15 protein-coding genes are annotated in these 15,348 nt (G+C 67.6%); 5 read left to right on the top strand and 10 right to left on the bottom strand.

Annotated elements, in window-relative coordinates; all coding sequences use genetic code 11:
• Positions 1 to 34 precede the first annotated feature (34 nt).
• Genes MKK84_RS12155 through dctP form a run of 3 tightly spaced genes read right to left on the bottom strand, consistent with a single transcriptional unit; the run spans position 35 to position 3,074 of the window.
• Positions 35 to 1,387, bottom strand: a complete 1,353-nt coding sequence (locus MKK84_RS12155) for a TRAP transporter large permease (RefSeq protein ID WP_243920054.1) — start codon at positions 1,385 to 1,387, stop codon at positions 35 to 37.
• A complete protein-coding gene (locus tag MKK84_RS12150; RefSeq protein ID WP_243920053.1) occupies positions 1,384 to 2,055 on the bottom strand; it encodes a TRAP transporter small permease in 672 nt (223 codons plus the stop codon). Before MKK84_RS12150 ends, MKK84_RS12155 begins: the two co-directional genes overlap by 4 nt.
• Positions 2,052 to 3,074: a TRAP transporter substrate-binding protein DctP gene (gene dctP, locus MKK84_RS12145; RefSeq protein ID WP_243920052.1), complete on the bottom strand. Its 1,023-nt coding sequence runs from the start codon at positions 3,072 to 3,074 to the stop codon at positions 2,052 to 2,054. The genes MKK84_RS12150 and dctP overlap by 4 nt, the downstream gene beginning before the upstream one ends.
• A 363-nt stretch (positions 3,075 to 3,437) precedes the next feature.
• Between dctP and MKK84_RS12140 the strand changes: the two genes are divergently transcribed.
• Complete coding sequence (locus tag MKK84_RS12140) at positions 3,438 to 4,091, top strand: GntR family transcriptional regulator (protein WP_243920051.1); 654 nt, start codon at positions 3,438 to 3,440, stop codon at positions 4,089 to 4,091.
• A gap of 21 nt (positions 4,092 to 4,112) precedes the next feature.
• Here the strand turns inward: MKK84_RS12140 and MKK84_RS12135 are convergent, their stop codons facing one another.
• The 4 genes from MKK84_RS12135 to MKK84_RS12120 form a co-directional block, all read right to left on the bottom strand.
• Positions 4,113 to 4,793: a GntR family transcriptional regulator gene (locus MKK84_RS12135; protein ID WP_243920050.1), complete on the bottom strand. Its 681-nt coding sequence runs from the start codon at positions 4,791 to 4,793 to the stop codon at positions 4,113 to 4,115.
• 59 nt (positions 4,794 to 4,852) lie between these two features.
• A complete protein-coding gene (locus tag MKK84_RS12130) occupies positions 4,853 to 7,804 on the bottom strand; it encodes an FAD-binding and (Fe-S)-binding domain-containing protein (protein ID WP_243920048.1) in 2,952 nt (983 codons plus the stop codon).
• 156 nt (positions 7,805 to 7,960) lie between these two features.
• Positions 7,961 to 8,728, bottom strand: a complete 768-nt coding sequence (locus tag MKK84_RS12125) for an SDR family oxidoreductase (RefSeq protein ID WP_243920046.1) — start codon at positions 8,726 to 8,728, stop codon at positions 7,961 to 7,963.
• A 2-nt stretch (positions 8,729 to 8,730) separates the two neighbouring features.
• Positions 8,731 to 9,444: a GntR family transcriptional regulator gene (locus MKK84_RS12120; RefSeq protein ID WP_243920044.1), complete on the bottom strand. Its 714-nt coding sequence runs from the start codon at positions 9,442 to 9,444 to the stop codon at positions 8,731 to 8,733.
• A gap of 95 nt (positions 9,445 to 9,539) precedes the next feature.
• Here MKK84_RS12120 and MKK84_RS12115 point away from each other — a divergent pair, with 95 nt between their 5' ends.
• From MKK84_RS12115 to MKK84_RS12100, 4 genes are all read left to right on the top strand, one after another.
• Complete coding sequence (locus tag MKK84_RS12115) at positions 9,540 to 10,463, top strand: 3-hydroxyacyl-CoA dehydrogenase (protein WP_243920042.1); 924 nt, start codon at positions 9,540 to 9,542, stop codon at positions 10,461 to 10,463.
• A 2-nt stretch (positions 10,464 to 10,465) separates the two neighbouring features.
• Entirely contained in the window at positions 10,466 to 11,395 is a 930-nt protein-coding gene (locus MKK84_RS12110; RefSeq protein WP_243920040.1) for a 3-keto-5-aminohexanoate cleavage protein, read from the top strand.
• Positions 11,396 to 11,469: 74 nt separating this feature from the next.
• Positions 11,470 to 11,700, top strand: coding sequence for an antitoxin (locus tag MKK84_RS12105; RefSeq protein WP_243920038.1), 231 nt, complete (start codon positions 11,470 to 11,472; stop codon positions 11,698 to 11,700).
• Entirely contained in the window at positions 11,697 to 12,110 is a 414-nt protein-coding gene (locus tag MKK84_RS12100) for a type II toxin-antitoxin system VapC family toxin (RefSeq protein WP_243920036.1), read from the top strand. The genes MKK84_RS12105 and MKK84_RS12100 overlap by 4 nt, the downstream gene beginning before the upstream one ends.
• 126 nt (positions 12,111 to 12,236) lie before the next feature.
• On the opposite strand, the gene MKK84_RS12095 is transcribed toward MKK84_RS12100, so the two are convergent.
• Genes MKK84_RS12095 through MKK84_RS12085 form a run of 3 tightly spaced genes read right to left on the bottom strand, consistent with a single transcriptional unit; the run spans position 12,237 to position 15,140 of the window.
• Positions 12,237 to 12,521, bottom strand: coding sequence for a DUF167 family protein (locus MKK84_RS12095; protein ID WP_243920035.1), 285 nt, complete (start codon positions 12,519 to 12,521; stop codon positions 12,237 to 12,239).
• Positions 12,522 to 12,531: 10 nt separating this feature from the next.
• Complete coding sequence (locus tag MKK84_RS12090) at positions 12,532 to 13,899, bottom strand: FAD-binding oxidoreductase (RefSeq protein WP_243920034.1); 1,368 nt, start codon at positions 13,897 to 13,899, stop codon at positions 12,532 to 12,534.
• Positions 13,900 to 13,946: 47 nt separating this feature from the next.
• Complete coding sequence (locus tag MKK84_RS12085; protein WP_243920033.1) at positions 13,947 to 15,140, bottom strand: fumarylacetoacetate hydrolase family protein; 1,194 nt, start codon at positions 15,138 to 15,140, stop codon at positions 13,947 to 13,949.
• Positions 15,141 to 15,348: the final 208 nt, after the last annotated feature.

Below are 15,348 nucleotides of genomic sequence, written 5' to 3'. Positions count from 1 at the left end.
CGGCGACGCGACTGACGTCGCCGGACGTGACCGCCTAGCGCGTCGTGGCGAGCAGCAGGTCCGGCAGCCACATCGCAATGCCCGGCACGAGGCACAGGATCAGGATCGCCACCGCCATCAGCAGCACGAAGGGCAGGGTGCCCCAGATGATGTCCGAGAGCGGGATATCCGGCGCGATGTTCTTGATGACGAAGATGTTGAGCCCCACCGGCGGGTGGATCAGGCCCATCTCCATGGTGATGGTCATCACCACGCCGAACCACACCAGATCGAAGCCGGCGGCCTTCAGCGGCGGCAGGATGATCGGCGCCGTCATCAGGATGATCGAGACCGGCGGCAGGAAGAAGCCCAGCACGATCACGAGCGCCAGGATTGTCACCAGCAGGACCCAGGGCGAGAGCTGCATCGCCACGATCGCGGCGGCCGCCGATTGCGAGATGTGCAGGTAGCTCATCACGTAGGCGTAGAGCAGCGACATGCCGATGATCAGCATCAGCATGGTGGATTCGCGCAGAGTCGCGGTCAGGATCGGGCTGACGTCCCGGAACCGCCACACGCCGTAGATCGCTGCGATCAGCGCCAGCGCCATCAGGCCGCCGAGACCCGCGGTCTCCGAAGGCGTGGAGTAGCCGCCGTAGAGCGCCACCATCACGCCGGTGAGCAGGACCACGAAGGGCAGCACCCGCGGCAGCGTCGAGAACCGCTGCGCCATGCTGTACTGCTCGTCCGCCAGGATCGGCGAGGCCGGGCCGCCGCGCTCCAGGACCGCCTTCGCGGTCGCGTATTCCGAGCGGAACCGGATCACCGACCACGTAGCGAACAGGCCGACCAACAGCAGCCCCGGTCCGATCCCGGCGAGGAACAGGCGCCCGAGCGATTGCTCGGCGGCCACGGCGTACAGGATCATGGTGATGGAGGGCGGCAGCAGGATGCCCAGCGTGCCGCCGGCCGCGATGATCCCGGCCGCGAAGCCCGGCGAGTAGCCGCGCTTGCGCATTTCCGGGATACCGGCGGAGCCGATCGCCGAGCAGGTCGCCGGGCTCGAACCCGCCATGGCGGCGAACAGCGCGCAGGCGAAGACGTTGGCGATGCCCAGGCCCCCGGGGATGCGGTGCATCCAGGCATGCATGGCCGAGTAGAGGTCCTGGCCCGCCTTGGACCGTCCGATCGCCGCACCCTTCAGGATGAAGAGCGGGATCGACAGCAGGGTGATGGAGGCCATCTCCTCGTAGACGTTTTGCGCCACCGTATCGAGGGAGGCGGCCGGCATGAACGCCACCATGAAGGCCAAAGCCACGAAGCCCAGCGCGAACGCGATGGGGATGCCGGAGAGCATCGCTCCGAGGGTGGCGCCCGCGTACAGGAAGCCGATCGCGGCGGTGCTCATCGTTGACCCTTGGCGGGGACCGTTCGGCCCATCGGATCCGGCCCCTCGGGCGCGGTCGTCGTATTGAGATCGGCGCCGAGGCCGATCTTCGGCTTCGCCCAGCCGGCCGCGCGGGGGCCATAAGCCAGCGCCTCGGCGGTCTGCAGGGCGAATTGCAGGCACAGCAGGCTCATGCCGACCGCCATCAGCGTGTAGGGAATCCAGAGCGGCGGGCCCCAGGTCGATTGCGAGACCTGACCGTCGGTCCAGGCCTCGTGATCGAGGGACCAGCTCTTCCACGCGAAGAACAGGCAGAAGGCCAGGCTGATCACGTCCGCCAACAGCAGCCGGACCCGGTTTGCGGCCGGCGACAACAGGCCAGTGAGCGCCTCGATCGCTACGTGGCCGCGCTTGGCCTGGACGCCGGCAGCCGACAGAAAGGTGGCCCCGATGATCAGGAACACCGCCATCTCATCCTGCCACTCGGTCGGCTCCTTCAGCAGGTAGCGGACGACGACGCTGTGGGTCAGCACGAGGCAGGCCGCGACGAGGCAGAGACCGCCGATCCCCAGGATCACGCGGTTCAGGAGACGCATCGCCCGATCGAGGCTGCCCAGCAATCCGGGCAACCGTGGCTCGTCGCCCCGGGCCTCGGGGGGAGCTGTCGCGGCGTCGAAGCCGTGGCTCACGCGACCTGCTCCGCGAGCTTGAGCAGCTCCGCGCAGTTCGCGTTCTTGCCTGCATAGTCCTTCCAGGCGGTGCCGCGGGCGAGGTCACGCCACTGCCCGAGCGACTTCTCGTCGAGCTGCGAGACCTTCGCGCCGGCCTTGCCAAAAATCTCCTCGACGCGGGTGTCGTCTTCCTTGGCGCCAGCCTGCCCGAAGGCCTCGAGCTCGCCGCCCACCGCCATGATCAGGTCCTGCTGGTCCTTCGGCAGGCCGGAGAACACGGTCTTGGACATCATGATCGGCTCGAGCATGAACCAGTAGGACCGCTCCCGCCCCGAGGTCAGAGCCTTGGCCAACTCTTCCAGGCGGAACGAGATGAGGCTGGTGGATGAGGTGATGACCGCGTCGCATGCCCCGGTCTGCATCGCCGCGTAGGATTCGTTCGATGGAATGGACAGGGTGGCGGCGCCCGCCTCCTTCATCATCATGTCCATCTCGCGCGACCCGCCGCGGACCTTCATGCCCTTGGCGTCCGCCGGGCTGACGAGGGGCCGCTCGCGGCTGGCGACGCCGCCCGCCTGCCAGACCCAGGAGACGAGAATGATACCCTTGGAATCCAGAATCTCGGTCAGCTTGCGGCCGACCGGCGCGTTCTTCCAGGCGACCGCCTGCGCGTAGGACGTCACCAGCGCCGGCATCAGCCCGATATTCATCTCGGGCACCTCGCCGCCCGCGTAGGGGCTCGGGTAGAGCGACATATCGAGCGCGCCTTTGCGCATCGCGCCGAACTGGGCGTTCGTCTTCATCAGAGAGGAGCCCGGATAGACCTGGACCTCCAGCGCGCCCTTGGAGCGTTCGGCCACGGTCTTGGCGAACTTCCGGCACATCCGGTCGCGGAAATCGCCTTCGTCGATCGTTCCGCCGGGAAACTGGTGGGACAGCTTCAAGGTCGTGGCGGCTTGCGCGGCCCCAACGCCGAACCTGAGCAGGGCAGGGGCTGCAAGTGTTGCAGCGATCAACGAGCGACGAGTTGGCGTCATGTTGCTCTCCCGCACCGCAAACAACGCGGCTGACTTGTTGTGCAGTGCATTCTTTGCACCGTCGCTATGTATGCATGAATGACCGGCTTGTATATTTTGTCAATCCAGAAGCATAATGCGCTTCGGTACAAAACGGGCATTTGCCGCTCGGAAACGCGCTTCGATTGGTCGACCGTACGGTCCGCGACAAGACCAAGCACTGACGTGGGAGAACGGCGTTTCAATCCGTTCCGCCGCCAACGTTCTGCGTCAGTGTTGCTAAGTCCGTATCGACGACCTCGTTCGAGCGCCGCCGTGCGGTCGTTTCGGGTGACGGGAAGAGCAGGGGCGCTGAAGAGGCGGTCGCAAAATAGGGATCGGGGGATGAGCCACGCGCAGCGTCTGAAGCAGCGGATCGAGGACGAGATCGTCGCCGGCGAACTCGCCCTCGGATCGCGGCTCGACGAGAACCAGCTCGCGCTCCGATTCGGCGTTTCGCGGACGCCGATCCGGGAGGCATTGCTGCAACTGGCTGCCACCGGTCTGATCCAGACGAAACCCCGGCGGGGCGCGATCGTCAGCGCGCCGGAGCCGCACCTGCTTCTGGCAATGTTCGAAACCATGGCGGAGATCGAGGCGGCCTGCGGGCGGCTCGCGGCCCGGCGGCTCGTGCCCGCGGATGCCGCTGCCCTGCAGGCGGCGCTCGCGGGCTGCCGCGTCGCCATGGTGGCCGAGGATGCCGAAGCCTACTACGCCGAGAACTACGTCTTTCACTCCGTCGTGTACCGGGCGAGCCACAACGACTTCCTGGCCGATCAGGCGCTTACGCTGCATCGCCGGCTGGCGCCGTATCGCCGGCTGCAGTTGCGCGTTCGCCAGCGTGTGCCGCAGTCGCTCGCCGAGCACGAGGCGATCGTGGCAGCCATCCTGGCCGGCGATGCGGCGCAGGCGGCCGACGCGCTGCGCGGCCATGTCATCGTGCAGGGTGACCGTTTCACCGATCTCGTCGCCGGCTTGCGGGCGCAGAATGCCGCCTGAGCGCAGCCGCAGGATGGTGCTTTAGACCGCCTCGGCAGCCCCGTAATTCGCGGCGATCACCGATTTCTTGCCACGGATGTGCTCACGCATGAGAACGGCGAGCGACGCGCCGTCGCGGGCGCGCAGGAACGTGATCATGCGCTCGTGTTCGGAGATCGCACGGGCCCACTGGTCCGGCGTCTGATGTGCGGAGTAGCGCGAGCGCTGAATCCGACCCGACAGGCTCTCGTAGATGTTCGCCAGAACCGTATTCCGGCTGGCCGCCATGATGGCCTCGTGGATGCGCCGATTGTGGCTGAAGTAGCCGGCCTCGTCGCCCGCCTTCCAGGCCGCCACCATCGCGTCGTGGTCCGTGACGATGGAGTCGATTTCCGCGTCACCGATCGTGCGGCACGCGAGGTCGCCGGCCGTGGCCTCCAGACCCGCGATCACTTCCATCATCTCCTCGAGCTCGGCATCCGAGATGCTGGCGACGCGCGCACCCCGGTTCGGCAGGAGCTCCAGGAGACCCTCGGTCGCCAGGATCTTGATCGCCTCGCGCAGCGGCGTCCGCGAGATGCCGAAACGCTCCGTCAGCTCACCCTCATTGATCCGCGCCTTCGGCTCCATGTCGCCGGATCGGATCAATTCGCGAATCCGGTCGGCCACCTCATCATGAAGATAACGGCGGTGGATGCCGATACCGGACTCGATCTTATTCATGGTCCCCCGACGCATGGCAGGGCCGCTTGCCTGTCTTCCCTGTCTATGTGTCCGGCAATTCAGTGTCGAGGCACGAGAGCCCGATCGAGCACGCGAGCCACATGTTCCGCGTGTATGCCCAGGCCGTCGTGGATCTGATGGCGGCAGCTCGTCCCGTCGGCGACCACGAGATCGTCGGGGCCCGCAGCCCGGAGCGCCGGGAACAGGGATAGCTCGGCCATCGCAAAGGAGGTCTCGATCGATTCCGGCCTGTAGCCGAAGGCCCCGGCCATACCGCAGCAGCTCGACTCGATCACCCGAAGGTCGAGCCCCGGGACCGACCGCAGCACCGTCTCCACCGAGCCCATCAGGCCGAAGGACTTCTGGTGGCAATGCCCGTGCAGATGGGCCACGCGGCCGCGTTGATCCACCAGCGGCAGTTCGATCCGCCCCGTCGCGAGATCGGCGGCCAGCAGCTCCTCGAACAGCATCGATTGCTTCGCCAGTAGGGCGGTGTCCGCGCCCGGGAGGAGGGATGCGAACTCGTCGCGGAAGGTCAACAGGCAGGACGGCTCCAAGCCGACCACCCGGGCGCCGGCCCGGACGAAGGGCAGGAGCGCGTCGAGGGTCCGCCGCGCCTCCTGACGCGCCCGGTCGGTCTGGCCCGAGGCGAGCCAGGTCCGGCCGCAGCAGAGGGGGCGCAACCCGCGGCTCGGATAGACCCGGTGCAGGCGATAGCCGGCGGCCCGCAGCACCCGCTCGGCCGCTTCCAGATTCTCGCGTTCGAAGGCGCGGTTGAAGGTGTCGCCGAACAGGATGATATCGCGGGCATCGCCCGTGATGTCGTCCGGATGGGCGGCCTCACCCTGTTCGCGCCAAGGCCGACGCCAGCGCGGCAGGGAACGCTTCGCCGAAAGCCCGGCGAACGTCTCGGAGAGCCGCGCCAGCCCCGGGTGCCGGTCGCGCAGGTTGAGGAACGGCGCCAGCCGGGCCGCCGCCCCGGCATAGAGCGGCATCAGGGCGATCAGACGCTCGCGCAGCGGCAGCCCGTGCCGGGCGTGATAATGGTACAGGAACTCGATCTTCATCTTCGCCATGTCGACGCCGGTCGGGCATTCCCGCCGGCAGGCCTTGCAGGAGACGCAGAGATCGAGGGTCCGCTTCATCTCCGGGCTGGTGAAGGCGTCCTGGCCCAGCTGCCCCGACATGGCGAGCCGCAGCGAATTGGCCCGGCCTCGTGTCAGGTGCTGCTCGTCGCGGGTCGCCCGGTAGGACGGGCACATGGCCCCGCCAACAAGCTTCCGGCAGGTGCCGTTGTTGTTGCACATCTCCACGGCTGCGCCGAAGCCGCCCCAGTCCGACCAGTCGAGGGCCGTCTCGATCGGCTGCGTCACCGCGTAGTCGGGCTTGAACCGGAACAGCGACCGGTCATCCATCGCGAGCGGGCGAATGATCTTGCCGGGGTTGAGCCGGTTGTCCGGATCGAAGGCGTCCTTCACGACTTCGAAGCACTTCGCCAACGTGTCACCGAAGAGGGGCGCGATGAACTCGGAGCGGGAGATACCGTCGCCGTGCTCGCCGGAGTAGGAGCCCTTGTACCGGCGCACCAGCTCGGCGGTCTCCTCCGCGATCGCGCGCATCTTCGCGACGTCGCCCCCCAGCTTCATGTCGAGGATCGGGCGCACATGCAGGCAGCCGACCGAGGCGTGGGCATACCAAGTCCCGCGGGTGCCGTGCTTGGTGAACACCTCGGTCACTGCGTCGGTGTAATCGGCGAGGTGCTCCAGCGGCACCGCGCAATCCTCGATGAATGAGACCGGTTTGGCGTCGCCCTTCATCGACATCATGATGTTGAGGCAGGCTTCGCGCACCTCCCAGACGGATTTCTGCCGGGCCGGCTCCACGATCTCGACCACCGCATCCGGATAGCCGTGATCGGCCATGCAGGCTTCGAGGCGCTTCAGATCGCGCTTCAGGGCGGCGAGGTCGTCCCCGGCGAATTCTGTGAGCAGCAGGCAGTTCGGCTTGCCGCGGGTGATGTCGGCCAGGGTGGTGCGGAACAGCGGGATGTCGGCGCCGAGCACGAGGACGTTGTTGTCCACCAGCTCAACCGCCACCGGATCGAGGGCCACGATATGCCGCGTCGTCTCCATCGCGGCCCGGAACGACGGAAAATGGCAGACGCCCATGACGCGATGAGTCGGCAGGCGCGACAGCTTCAGCGTCACCGCCGTGGTGGCGGCAAGCGTGCCTTCAGAGCCGACCAGCAGGTGCGCGAGGTTCGGCCGCGGCTCGATCAGCGCGTCGAGGTTGTATCCGCCAACGCGCCTCTGCACCTTCGGGTAGCGGAGCGCGATCTCGTCCCGGTGCTCGTCCGCCAGGGTGCGCACCTGTTCGGCGAGAGCTTCGGCGCGGGCTGAACCGGTCACGCCCGATACCGTGTTGCCGGTCAGGCCGAACGTGAAGGCCTCACCGTCATGCAACAGCGCGTCGAGGGAGAGGACGTTGTCGCTCATCTTGCCGTAGCGCAGGGAGCGGGCGCCACAGGAATTGTTGCCCGCCATGCCGCCGATGGTGCAGCGGGTCGCCGTGGACGGCTCCACGGGGAAGAACCAGCCGTCGGCCTTCACCCGGGCATTCAGCCGCTCCAGCACCATGCCGGGCTCGACCGTGATGGTGCCGGCCTCCGGATCGTAGGCCAGTACGCCGTTGAAGTGGCGCGAGCAGTCGACCACCAGGCCGGACCCGATCGGCTGCCCGTTCTGCGAGGTGCCAGCGCCGCGCAGGATCACCGGCGCACCATGCTCGGCGGCGATCCGCAACGTCGCGGCGATGTCGGCGGCGGAACGCGGCAGCACCACGCCAGACGGCATGATCTGGTAGATCGAGGCGTCGGTGCTGTACCGGCCGCGCGTGAAGGCATCGAAGCGTGCCTCGCCCTGCAGTTGCTCGGCCAGCCTGCGCGCCAGCCCGGCATCCCGGCGCGCCGCCGCGCGCGGCGCTGTCGCGATCTGCGCCTTCGTTCCCGTCACGTCCGCATCCTCCCCGGTGACTCGGAGCCACCTTGCCGGGATTGTATTCAAAATTCAGCCATTCGGAAGTCGCCCCGGGCAACCTGCGCGCTTCCGGCGCGGTACGGTCTCCGGCGGCGTGCTCGTCCGGAGGCTTTACACTATCGAGATCTGATTTCAGGACAGCATCCGCGTGTCCCCATCGATCGAGATGGCTTGGCCGGATATCGTTCGTCCGCGCTCCGAGCAGAGCAGCAGGATCTGATCGGCGAGTTGGCGGCCAGTGACGTACTCCTTGACCGACACGAACGAGAAGGCGCGCGCCTCCATCTCGGCGAAGCTCGTACCCTGTTGCTGGGCCTTGGCTTCCAGCACCCGGCGCTGGCGGTCCCCGGCGACCAGCCCGGGCAGGATCGCGTTGACCCGGATGCCATCGCCGCCGAGCTCGATGGCAAGCGATTTGGTAAAGCCGATGACGCCCCATTTCGCCGCCGCGTAGGGGCTGCGCAGGGCGAAGCCGAACTTGCCGGCCGCCGAGGACAGGTTGACGATCGAGGCGTTGGCGCTCTGGCGCAGATACGGCACGGCGAGGCGCGCACAGTTGAACTGGCTGGTCAGGCAGACGGTCAGGCACTGATCCCAGGCCTCGGGGGCGATCTCGTCGACCCGGCCCGTCGGTCCGGCGATGCCGGCATTGTTCACGAGCACGTCGAGCCCGCCGAGATGATCGATCGCGGCGTCCATCAGCGCCGCCACGGCGGCCCGGTCGGCGACGTCGGTGCGGCTGCGCCCGACATTGGCCGGCAGGGCGTCCAGGGCCTCCGGATCGATGTCGCAGGCGAAGACCCGGGCGCCTTCCTCCTGGAAGGCATCCACGATTGCCCGCCCGATTCCTGCGGCGCCCGCCGTGACGAGGACGCGCAGGCCTGCCAATCCGAGTTCCATGATCAGTCCTCCCCGCGTTCCGCCCGCAGAGTGCCCCGGGACAGGATGAAATCGGCCGCGTCGCGGATGTCGGCTGCGACGGAAGCGGAGGCAGCCGAGCCGTCACGCGCCTCGATCGCCGAGAGGGCTTCGGCGTGCCGCCGGAGCGCGAAACCCTGATGCAGCCGCTCGGGGCAGGCGCGCAGATCCAAGTTGATGACTGGGCCAGCCTTCAGCCACAGGCGTCCGATGATCTCTTTGAGAGGAGCCAACCGGCAGGCGCCGTAGATCGCGAAGTGCAGGTCGCGGTTGAGCTGAACGGCCTTGACCCGATCGGGCTCACGGCACTCCGCTTCTGCCCGAAACGCCGCCTCGGCAATGCGGATTGCGTCGAGTTCAGACTCTGTCCGACACTCCGCGGCCCGCGCGGCCGCAATGCCCTCGACGGCGATGCGCGTCTCGGCGAGGGCCCGGAACGCGTCCGCGCTTAGGATCGGCACGCGGATGATCCGCGACGGGGCAACCTCCAGCACACCCTCTGCGACGAGGCGGCTCACGGCTTCTCGTACCGGCATCACCGAGACACCGAAGGCAGCCGCGCTTCGGCGCAGGGAGAGCCGGTCGCCCGGGGCCAGCCGCCCCGAGGCCAAGAGGTCCGACAACGCTGCGTAGGCGGTGTCGGTCAGGGTTCGTCGGTCCAGTTGCGGAAGGTCGGCCAGGGCCGCCACGGATTCCATGGCCCAGACTAGACGGAACCGGATCGGCCCCGCTAGTGATCTGTGATCACAGCGTCGACGCATGCTGCGTCCGAGCGTATCCCGGGAGGGCTGTCATGACCGGCGGCGTCGCGATCGTGGGGGTCGGCCTGATCGGCCGGGCCTGGGCCATGATCTTCGCCCGTGCCGGCTGGGATGTACGATTGTTCGACACCGCCCCTGGCGTCGCCGAGGCAGCGATCCCGGTCTGTGCCGATGGGCTGCATGTCCTGGCCGGCAATGGGCTTTGCGCCGAGCCGGAGGTGGCCGGACACCGGATCCGGGCCTTCGCGACCCTCGCTTCGTGCCTCGACGGCGTCAGCTTCGTGCAGGAGAATGGTCCGGAGACGCTGATCGCCAAGCAGTCCCTCTTTACCGAACTCGACGCGCATGCGCCCGCAAACGCCATCCTGGCCTCGTCCTCCTCGGCGATCCGCTGCTCCCTGTTCACCGAGGACCTCCCGGGCCGGGCGCGTTGCCTGATCGGCCATCCGGTCAACCCGCCCCACCTGATTCCGCTGGTGGAGATCAGCGGCGCACCGTGGACGGCCCCGGAGGCGTTGGCCCGGGCCAGGGCTGTCTACGAGCAGATCGGACAGGTGCCGATTACCGTTCTCAAGGAGATCGAGGGCTTCATCCTGAACCGGCTGCAAGGCGCGCTGCTGGCAGAGGCGTTCCGCCTCGCCGCGGAGGGCTATGTGAGCCCGCAGGATCTCGACCGGACCGTCGCGGACGGGCTTGGCTTGCGCTGGAGCTTCATGGGGCCGTTCGAGACGATCGCGCTCAACGCACCGGGCGGCATCGCCGATTACTGCGCGCGCTACACGGGCTTCTATCAACGCCTCGCCGCCGATCCGGCGCCACCCTCGGTCTACGCGGCGCCGGCGACCGACGCGATCCTGGCGCAATGGCCGCACGAACCCGATCTGCCAGCCCGCATGCGTCGCCGCGACGCGCGGCTGGCGGCGCTCCGGGCGCACAAAGCTTCACAGGAGGATTGAGCATGGCCGCACAGCGGAAAGTTATCATCACCTGCGCGGTGACTGGCGCGATCCACACACCCAGCATGTCGCCGCACCTGCCTGTGACGCCCGAAGAGATCGCGGACGCTGCCATTGGAGCCGCCGAGGCGGGCGCCGCCATCGTCCACTTGCACGCCCGCAACCCGGAGACCGGCCAGCCGGACCAGTCTCCCGAGGCGTTTGCCAAGTTCCTGCCCGTGATCAAGCAGCGCTCCTCCTGCGTGGTGAACATCACCACCGGCGGCGCGCCGACCATGTCGATCGAGGAGCGGGTCCGCCCGGCCGCGACCTACAAGCCCGAGGTCGCCTCCCTGAACCTCGGTTCGATGAATTTCGGGCTGTTCGGCATGCTCGACCGGTTCAAGGACCTCAAACACCAGTGGGAGCGGGATTACCTCGGCAACAAGGATATCATCTTCCGGAATACCTTCGGCCAGATCGAGCACATTCTGACGACCTGCGGACCGAACGGCACGAAGTTCGAGTTCGAGTGCTATGACACCGCTCACCTCTACAATCTGAAATACTTTTTCGATCGCGGCCTCGTGCAGGCGCCGCTGTTCATCCAGACGGTGTTCGGGCTTCAGGGCGGCATCGGCGCGCATCCGGACGACGTGATGCACATGAAGCGAACCGCCGACCGGCTGTTCGGCGATCAATACCAGTGGTCGGTGCTCGGGGCGGGCCGCAACCAGATGAACATCGCCGCCATGGCGGCCGCGATGGGCGGGAACGTCCGTGTCGGTCTGGAGGACAGCCTCTGGGACGGGCCGGGCAAGCTCGCCGAGACCAATGCCGCGCAGGTCCGGCGCGTTCGGTCGATCATCGAGGGGCTGGGGCTGGCGGTGGCCTCGCCCGATGAGGCGCGCGAGATGCTGGCGCTGAAGGGGGGCGACAAGGTCGCGTTCTAAGGGTGGCGCGGCCCACTGGCTTGTCACGATCACGGCGCAAGCATATGGTTTGGCATATGCCGACGGGGGTGGCCATGGAGCGCGTCGCGAGGGTCTTCCGGAACAACCGGAGCCAGGCCATTCGGATTCCGAAAGAATTCGAATTGCCCGGCGATGAGGTGACGATTGCGCGACAGGCGGACGGCAGCCTTTTGATCCGTCCTAGACTGCGATTTTGCGAACTCGTGCGCACGTTGGAACCCCTCGATCCCGAGGATGCGCTGGATGAGATCCCGGAACTCAATATCGAGGATGTCGTTCTTTGAGCGACGACGCGGGTTTTCTGCTCGACACCAACATCCTGTCCGATTTGATCAGGTACGGCCGGGAAGGGCGCGTCGCGTCCGCTCTTGCAGAGCGTGACGCCGAGATCGCAACGAGCATCGTCGTTGCGGCCGAGATTCGGTATGGGGTAGCACGGAAGAACTCCGAGCGGTTGGCGGAACGCGCCGAAGTCGTACTCGCGGCGATCACCATCCTGCCTTTCGGCACGCCGGCCGATCGCCACTATGGCGAAATCCGAGCCCTTCTCGAACGTGCAGGGACGCCGATCGGCCCGAACGACCTCATGATCGCCGCTCAATGCCGGGCACTCGGCTTGACTTTGGTCAGTGCGAATCTTGACGAGTTCCGTCGCGTCCCGGGTCTTCGCGTCGAAAACTGGCTCGCCGCGTGATCGGCGCTGGAACGCGGCTAACGCCTTGAAAGTGCAGATGAGGGCAGGAAACTCTGGTTTGGCGAGTGCCGCCTCGGATAGACGGCGGGCTTACGGCGACACCGCCGCTGTCTTGGAGCGGTCCGTTCAATCGACGTGACCGAACACCCGTTCCAGATCCGCCTGTGGGATCCCGTCGATCTCCAAAATCTTCAACCGACTCTGGTCGCCAGCCGCGATCCGCACCGAGCCCAGGCTCACCTTGAGAGCCTTGGCGATCAACTTCTCCAGCGCCGCGTTGGCGGCGCCTTCCACCGGTGGGGCGGCGACGCGGGCCTTCAGGTAGGGCTGGCCCTTCTCGTCCCGGCCCCAGCCCTCGGTGGCGTCCCGCCCGCCGCGAGGTGTCAGCCGCACCGCCAGCCGAACCGTCATCGCGCGGGTCTCAGAAGATCTTGCCAGGGTTCAGCCGGTTGTCCGGATCGAGCGCTCGCTTCACGAGGCGCATGGCGGCGATCTCTTCAGGCGAGCGTGACAGCATCAGCTTGCCCCGCTTTTCAAGCCCGATCCCGTGTTCCGCCGAAACCGAGCCATTCAGCCCGGCCAGCGGCTCGTAGATCGCCGCGTCGATCGCCGCGTTGCCGGCGGTGTCGAGACGACTCGTGTTCCAGTGCAGGTTGTTGTCGCCGATATGGCCGTAGACCACCGCCCGGCATGCCGGGATCGCGGCGAGCCGTTCGAGCGCACCGCGCACGTAGCCGTCCATCTTCGCCAATGGCACGCTGACGTCGAAGGCGCGGTCGATCCCGTCGGCGTTCAGGTGCTCCACCCGGTCGCGGATCCGCCACATCCCGCGCCTCTGCTCTTCAGAGGAGGCGATTGCGGCATCGAGGATCGTGCCCTCGCCCATCAGGCGCTCCAGCAGGCCAAGGAACCGGTCGGATTCCTCCGGGACGCACTCGACCTCGATGATCGCGTAGAACGGGTAGTCGTGACCCAGCGGCGGGGTGGCTCGGCCGGGAGCTGTCATCACCCGGTAGAAATCCGGCCACAGGCCTTCGAAGGACGAGACGCGACCCTGGAACGCGCTCTGCGCCGAGCGCAGGACCCTGGCGCCGTCATCGACGCCGGGACAGGCGATCAGCGCGGTCGCGTAACCGGCCGGCTCCGGGCGCAGCCGCAGCACCGCCCGCGTGACGATGCCGAGCGTGCCCTCGGTGCCGATGAAGAGCTGCTTCAGGTCGAGCCCGGTGTTGTTCTTGATCAGCGGGCGCATCGACGACACCACCGTGCCGTCGGCCAGCACCGCTTCGAGCCCGAGGACCATCTCGCGCATCATGCCGTAGCGCAGCACTCGCAGGCCGCCGGCATTTGTGGAGATCGCGCCGCCGACCGTGGCCGAGCCCCGGGCGCCGAGATCGAGCGGGAAGAACAGGCCGCTCTCGGTCGATGCGTTCTGCACGCTTTCGAGGGTAGCGCCGGTGCCGACCACGACGGTCATGCCGAGTGGATCCACTGGCTCGATCTGCGTCATCCGCTCGGTTGAGAGCGTAATCTCGTCGGGCGCGCACAGCGTCCCGTCCACGAGCCCGGTTGCGCCGCCGCGGGGCACCATCGCGACGCCTGCTTCGTGGCAGGCCGCCATCACGGTGCTGGTCTCGGCAGTGCTGCGCGGTCGGACCAGCGCGAAGGCCGCGCAGGGTTCGGTCGGTCGCGTCCAGTTGGCCGAGCGCTGGCGCAGCTCATCACCGGTGACGAGGCCGGACGGTCCGACGATCGCGGCGAGGCGGTCGAGGAGGGCGGCGTTCGTCATCGGCAAGATCTCGGCGGGCAATGTCGGTGCTGGAGCCGGAGGCTGTGTCATAGAAAGCCGCGCGCCGCGAGGTTGCGCATCAGAGCGCGAGCCCCGAAGGTCCAGGGCTCGCAGGCGTCGCACCGGCGCATGCGGTTGACGAGGCTACCGAGTTCCGGGCTCGCCACAACGACCCGGTCGCCCTCGACATGGGTGAAGCCGAGGCCGGGCCCGTGCCGGTCCTGGATCGGCGCGAACATCGTGCCGAGCAGCAGCAAGGCGCCGTCCGGGTAGTTGTGCGTGTGCCCCATCAGGGCTGCGACCAACTCGTCGGGGTCGCGGCTGATCTCGGCCAGCGGCGAGGTGCCCTCCATGCGAAACCCCTCCGCGCCGGTCACCTCCAATGTCACGGTGGTGCGCCGGATCGTGTCGAGATCGAAGGTCTCGTCGAACAGGCGCAGGAACGGCCCGATGGCGCAGGAGGCGTTGTTGTCCTTGGCCTTGCCGAGGAGCAGCGCCGAACGGCCCTCGAAATCGCGCAGATTGACGTCGTTGGCGAGCGTCGCGCCGACGATCCGCTGATCCGACGCGACCGCGAGCGCCACCTCGGGCTCCGGGTTGTTCCAGTGCGAGTCCGGGTGGAGACCCGCATCCGCGCCGCAGCCCACTGCCGAGAGCGGCTGCGCCTTGGTGAAGATCTCGGCATCCGGGCCGATGCCGACTTCGAGATACTGGCTCCAGGCGCCCTGCGCGACCAGCACGGCCTTGAGCGCCATCGCCTCGGCCGAACCGGGCTTGAGCCGCCGCAGGTCCTGGCCCACGAGGCGCTCGACCTCGGCACGGATCGCCGCCGCGGCCGCGAGGTCGCCCCGGGCGCGCTCCTCGATGACCCGCTCCAGCATGGAGGTCGCGAAGGTGACGCCCGCGGCCTTCAGGGCCTGGAGATCGACCGGAGCAAGAAGCCACGGCCGGTTCGGATCGCGGGACTCCGGCGGCGTGTTCGCGAGGATCGTATCGAGGCTGCCGAGATCCTCACCCTGGGCGTCCCGAAGGGCGGCGGCGGGATCGGCCTGCTCGCACAGGTCGCTCACCGTCGGCAGGCGAGGCGTGACATCGATCACCCGCGCCTCGCCAGACGCACCGGCGCGGATCGCCACGACGCTCGGACCCTGCGCGTCCGGTCGCCAGACCCGACCCACGAGCGAACCGCGGCATCCGTCGACGGGTAGGATCGCATGCGCATTCAGACCCGATAGCGGCATGGTGCTCCCCTTTCCCCAGATGGCTGGTCCCGCAGCCTGCTTCCGGGCTGGGGCGGCGCAGCCTTAGCATCCTGAACGCGGGCTGTGGCTTGCGCGCCGTTTCACCCCGACCGCCCCGTAACCCACCCGTTCGAGGACGAATGACAGAACCGGGATATTCTGCAGGATGATGAAGGTGACGCCTTGCTTTCCCGCTCACGCTCCCGTG

Source organism: Methylobacterium sp. E-065, from assembly GCF_022829605.1.
Lineage (GTDB): Bacteria > Pseudomonadota > Alphaproteobacteria > Rhizobiales > Beijerinckiaceae > Methylobacterium.
This window is presented reverse-complemented; position numbering and strand designations above follow the sequence as displayed.

Coding starts and splice junctions, on each gene's coding strand:
- MKK84_RS12155 (WP_243920054.1), bottom strand. CDS start 1,387: ATGAGCACCGCCGCGATCGGCTTCCTGTACGCGGGCGCCACCCTCGGA.
- dctP (WP_243920052.1), bottom strand. CDS start 3,074: ATGACGCCAACTCGTCGCTCGTTGATCGCTGCAACACTTGCAGCCCCT.
- MKK84_RS12140 (WP_243920051.1), top strand. CDS start 3,438: ATGAGCCACGCGCAGCGTCTGAAGCAGCGGATCGAGGACGAGATCGTC.
- MKK84_RS12135 (WP_243920050.1), bottom strand. CDS start 4,793: ATGAATAAGATCGAGTCCGGTATCGGCATCCACCGCCGTTATCTTCAT.
- MKK84_RS12125 (WP_243920046.1), bottom strand. CDS start 8,728: ATGGAACTCGGATTGGCAGGCCTGCGCGTCCTCGTCACGGCGGGCGCC.
- MKK84_RS12120 (WP_243920044.1), bottom strand. CDS start 9,444: ATGGAATCCGTGGCGGCCCTGGCCGACCTTCCGCAACTGGACCGACGA.
- MKK84_RS12115 (WP_243920042.1), top strand. CDS start 9,540: ATGACCGGCGGCGTCGCGATCGTGGGGGTCGGCCTGATCGGCCGGGCC.
- MKK84_RS12110 (WP_243920040.1), top strand. CDS start 10,466: ATGGCCGCACAGCGGAAAGTTATCATCACCTGCGCGGTGACTGGCGCG.
- MKK84_RS12105 (WP_243920038.1), top strand. CDS start 11,470: ATGGAGCGCGTCGCGAGGGTCTTCCGGAACAACCGGAGCCAGGCCATT.
- MKK84_RS12095 (WP_243920035.1), bottom strand. CDS start 12,521: ATGACGGTTCGGCTGGCGGTGCGGCTGACACCTCGCGGCGGGCGGGAC.
- MKK84_RS12090 (WP_243920034.1), bottom strand. CDS start 13,899: ATGACGAACGCCGCCCTCCTCGACCGCCTCGCCGCGATCGTCGGACCG.
- MKK84_RS12085 (WP_243920033.1), bottom strand. CDS start 15,140: ATGCCGCTATCGGGTCTGAATGCGCATGCGATCCTACCCGTCGACGGA.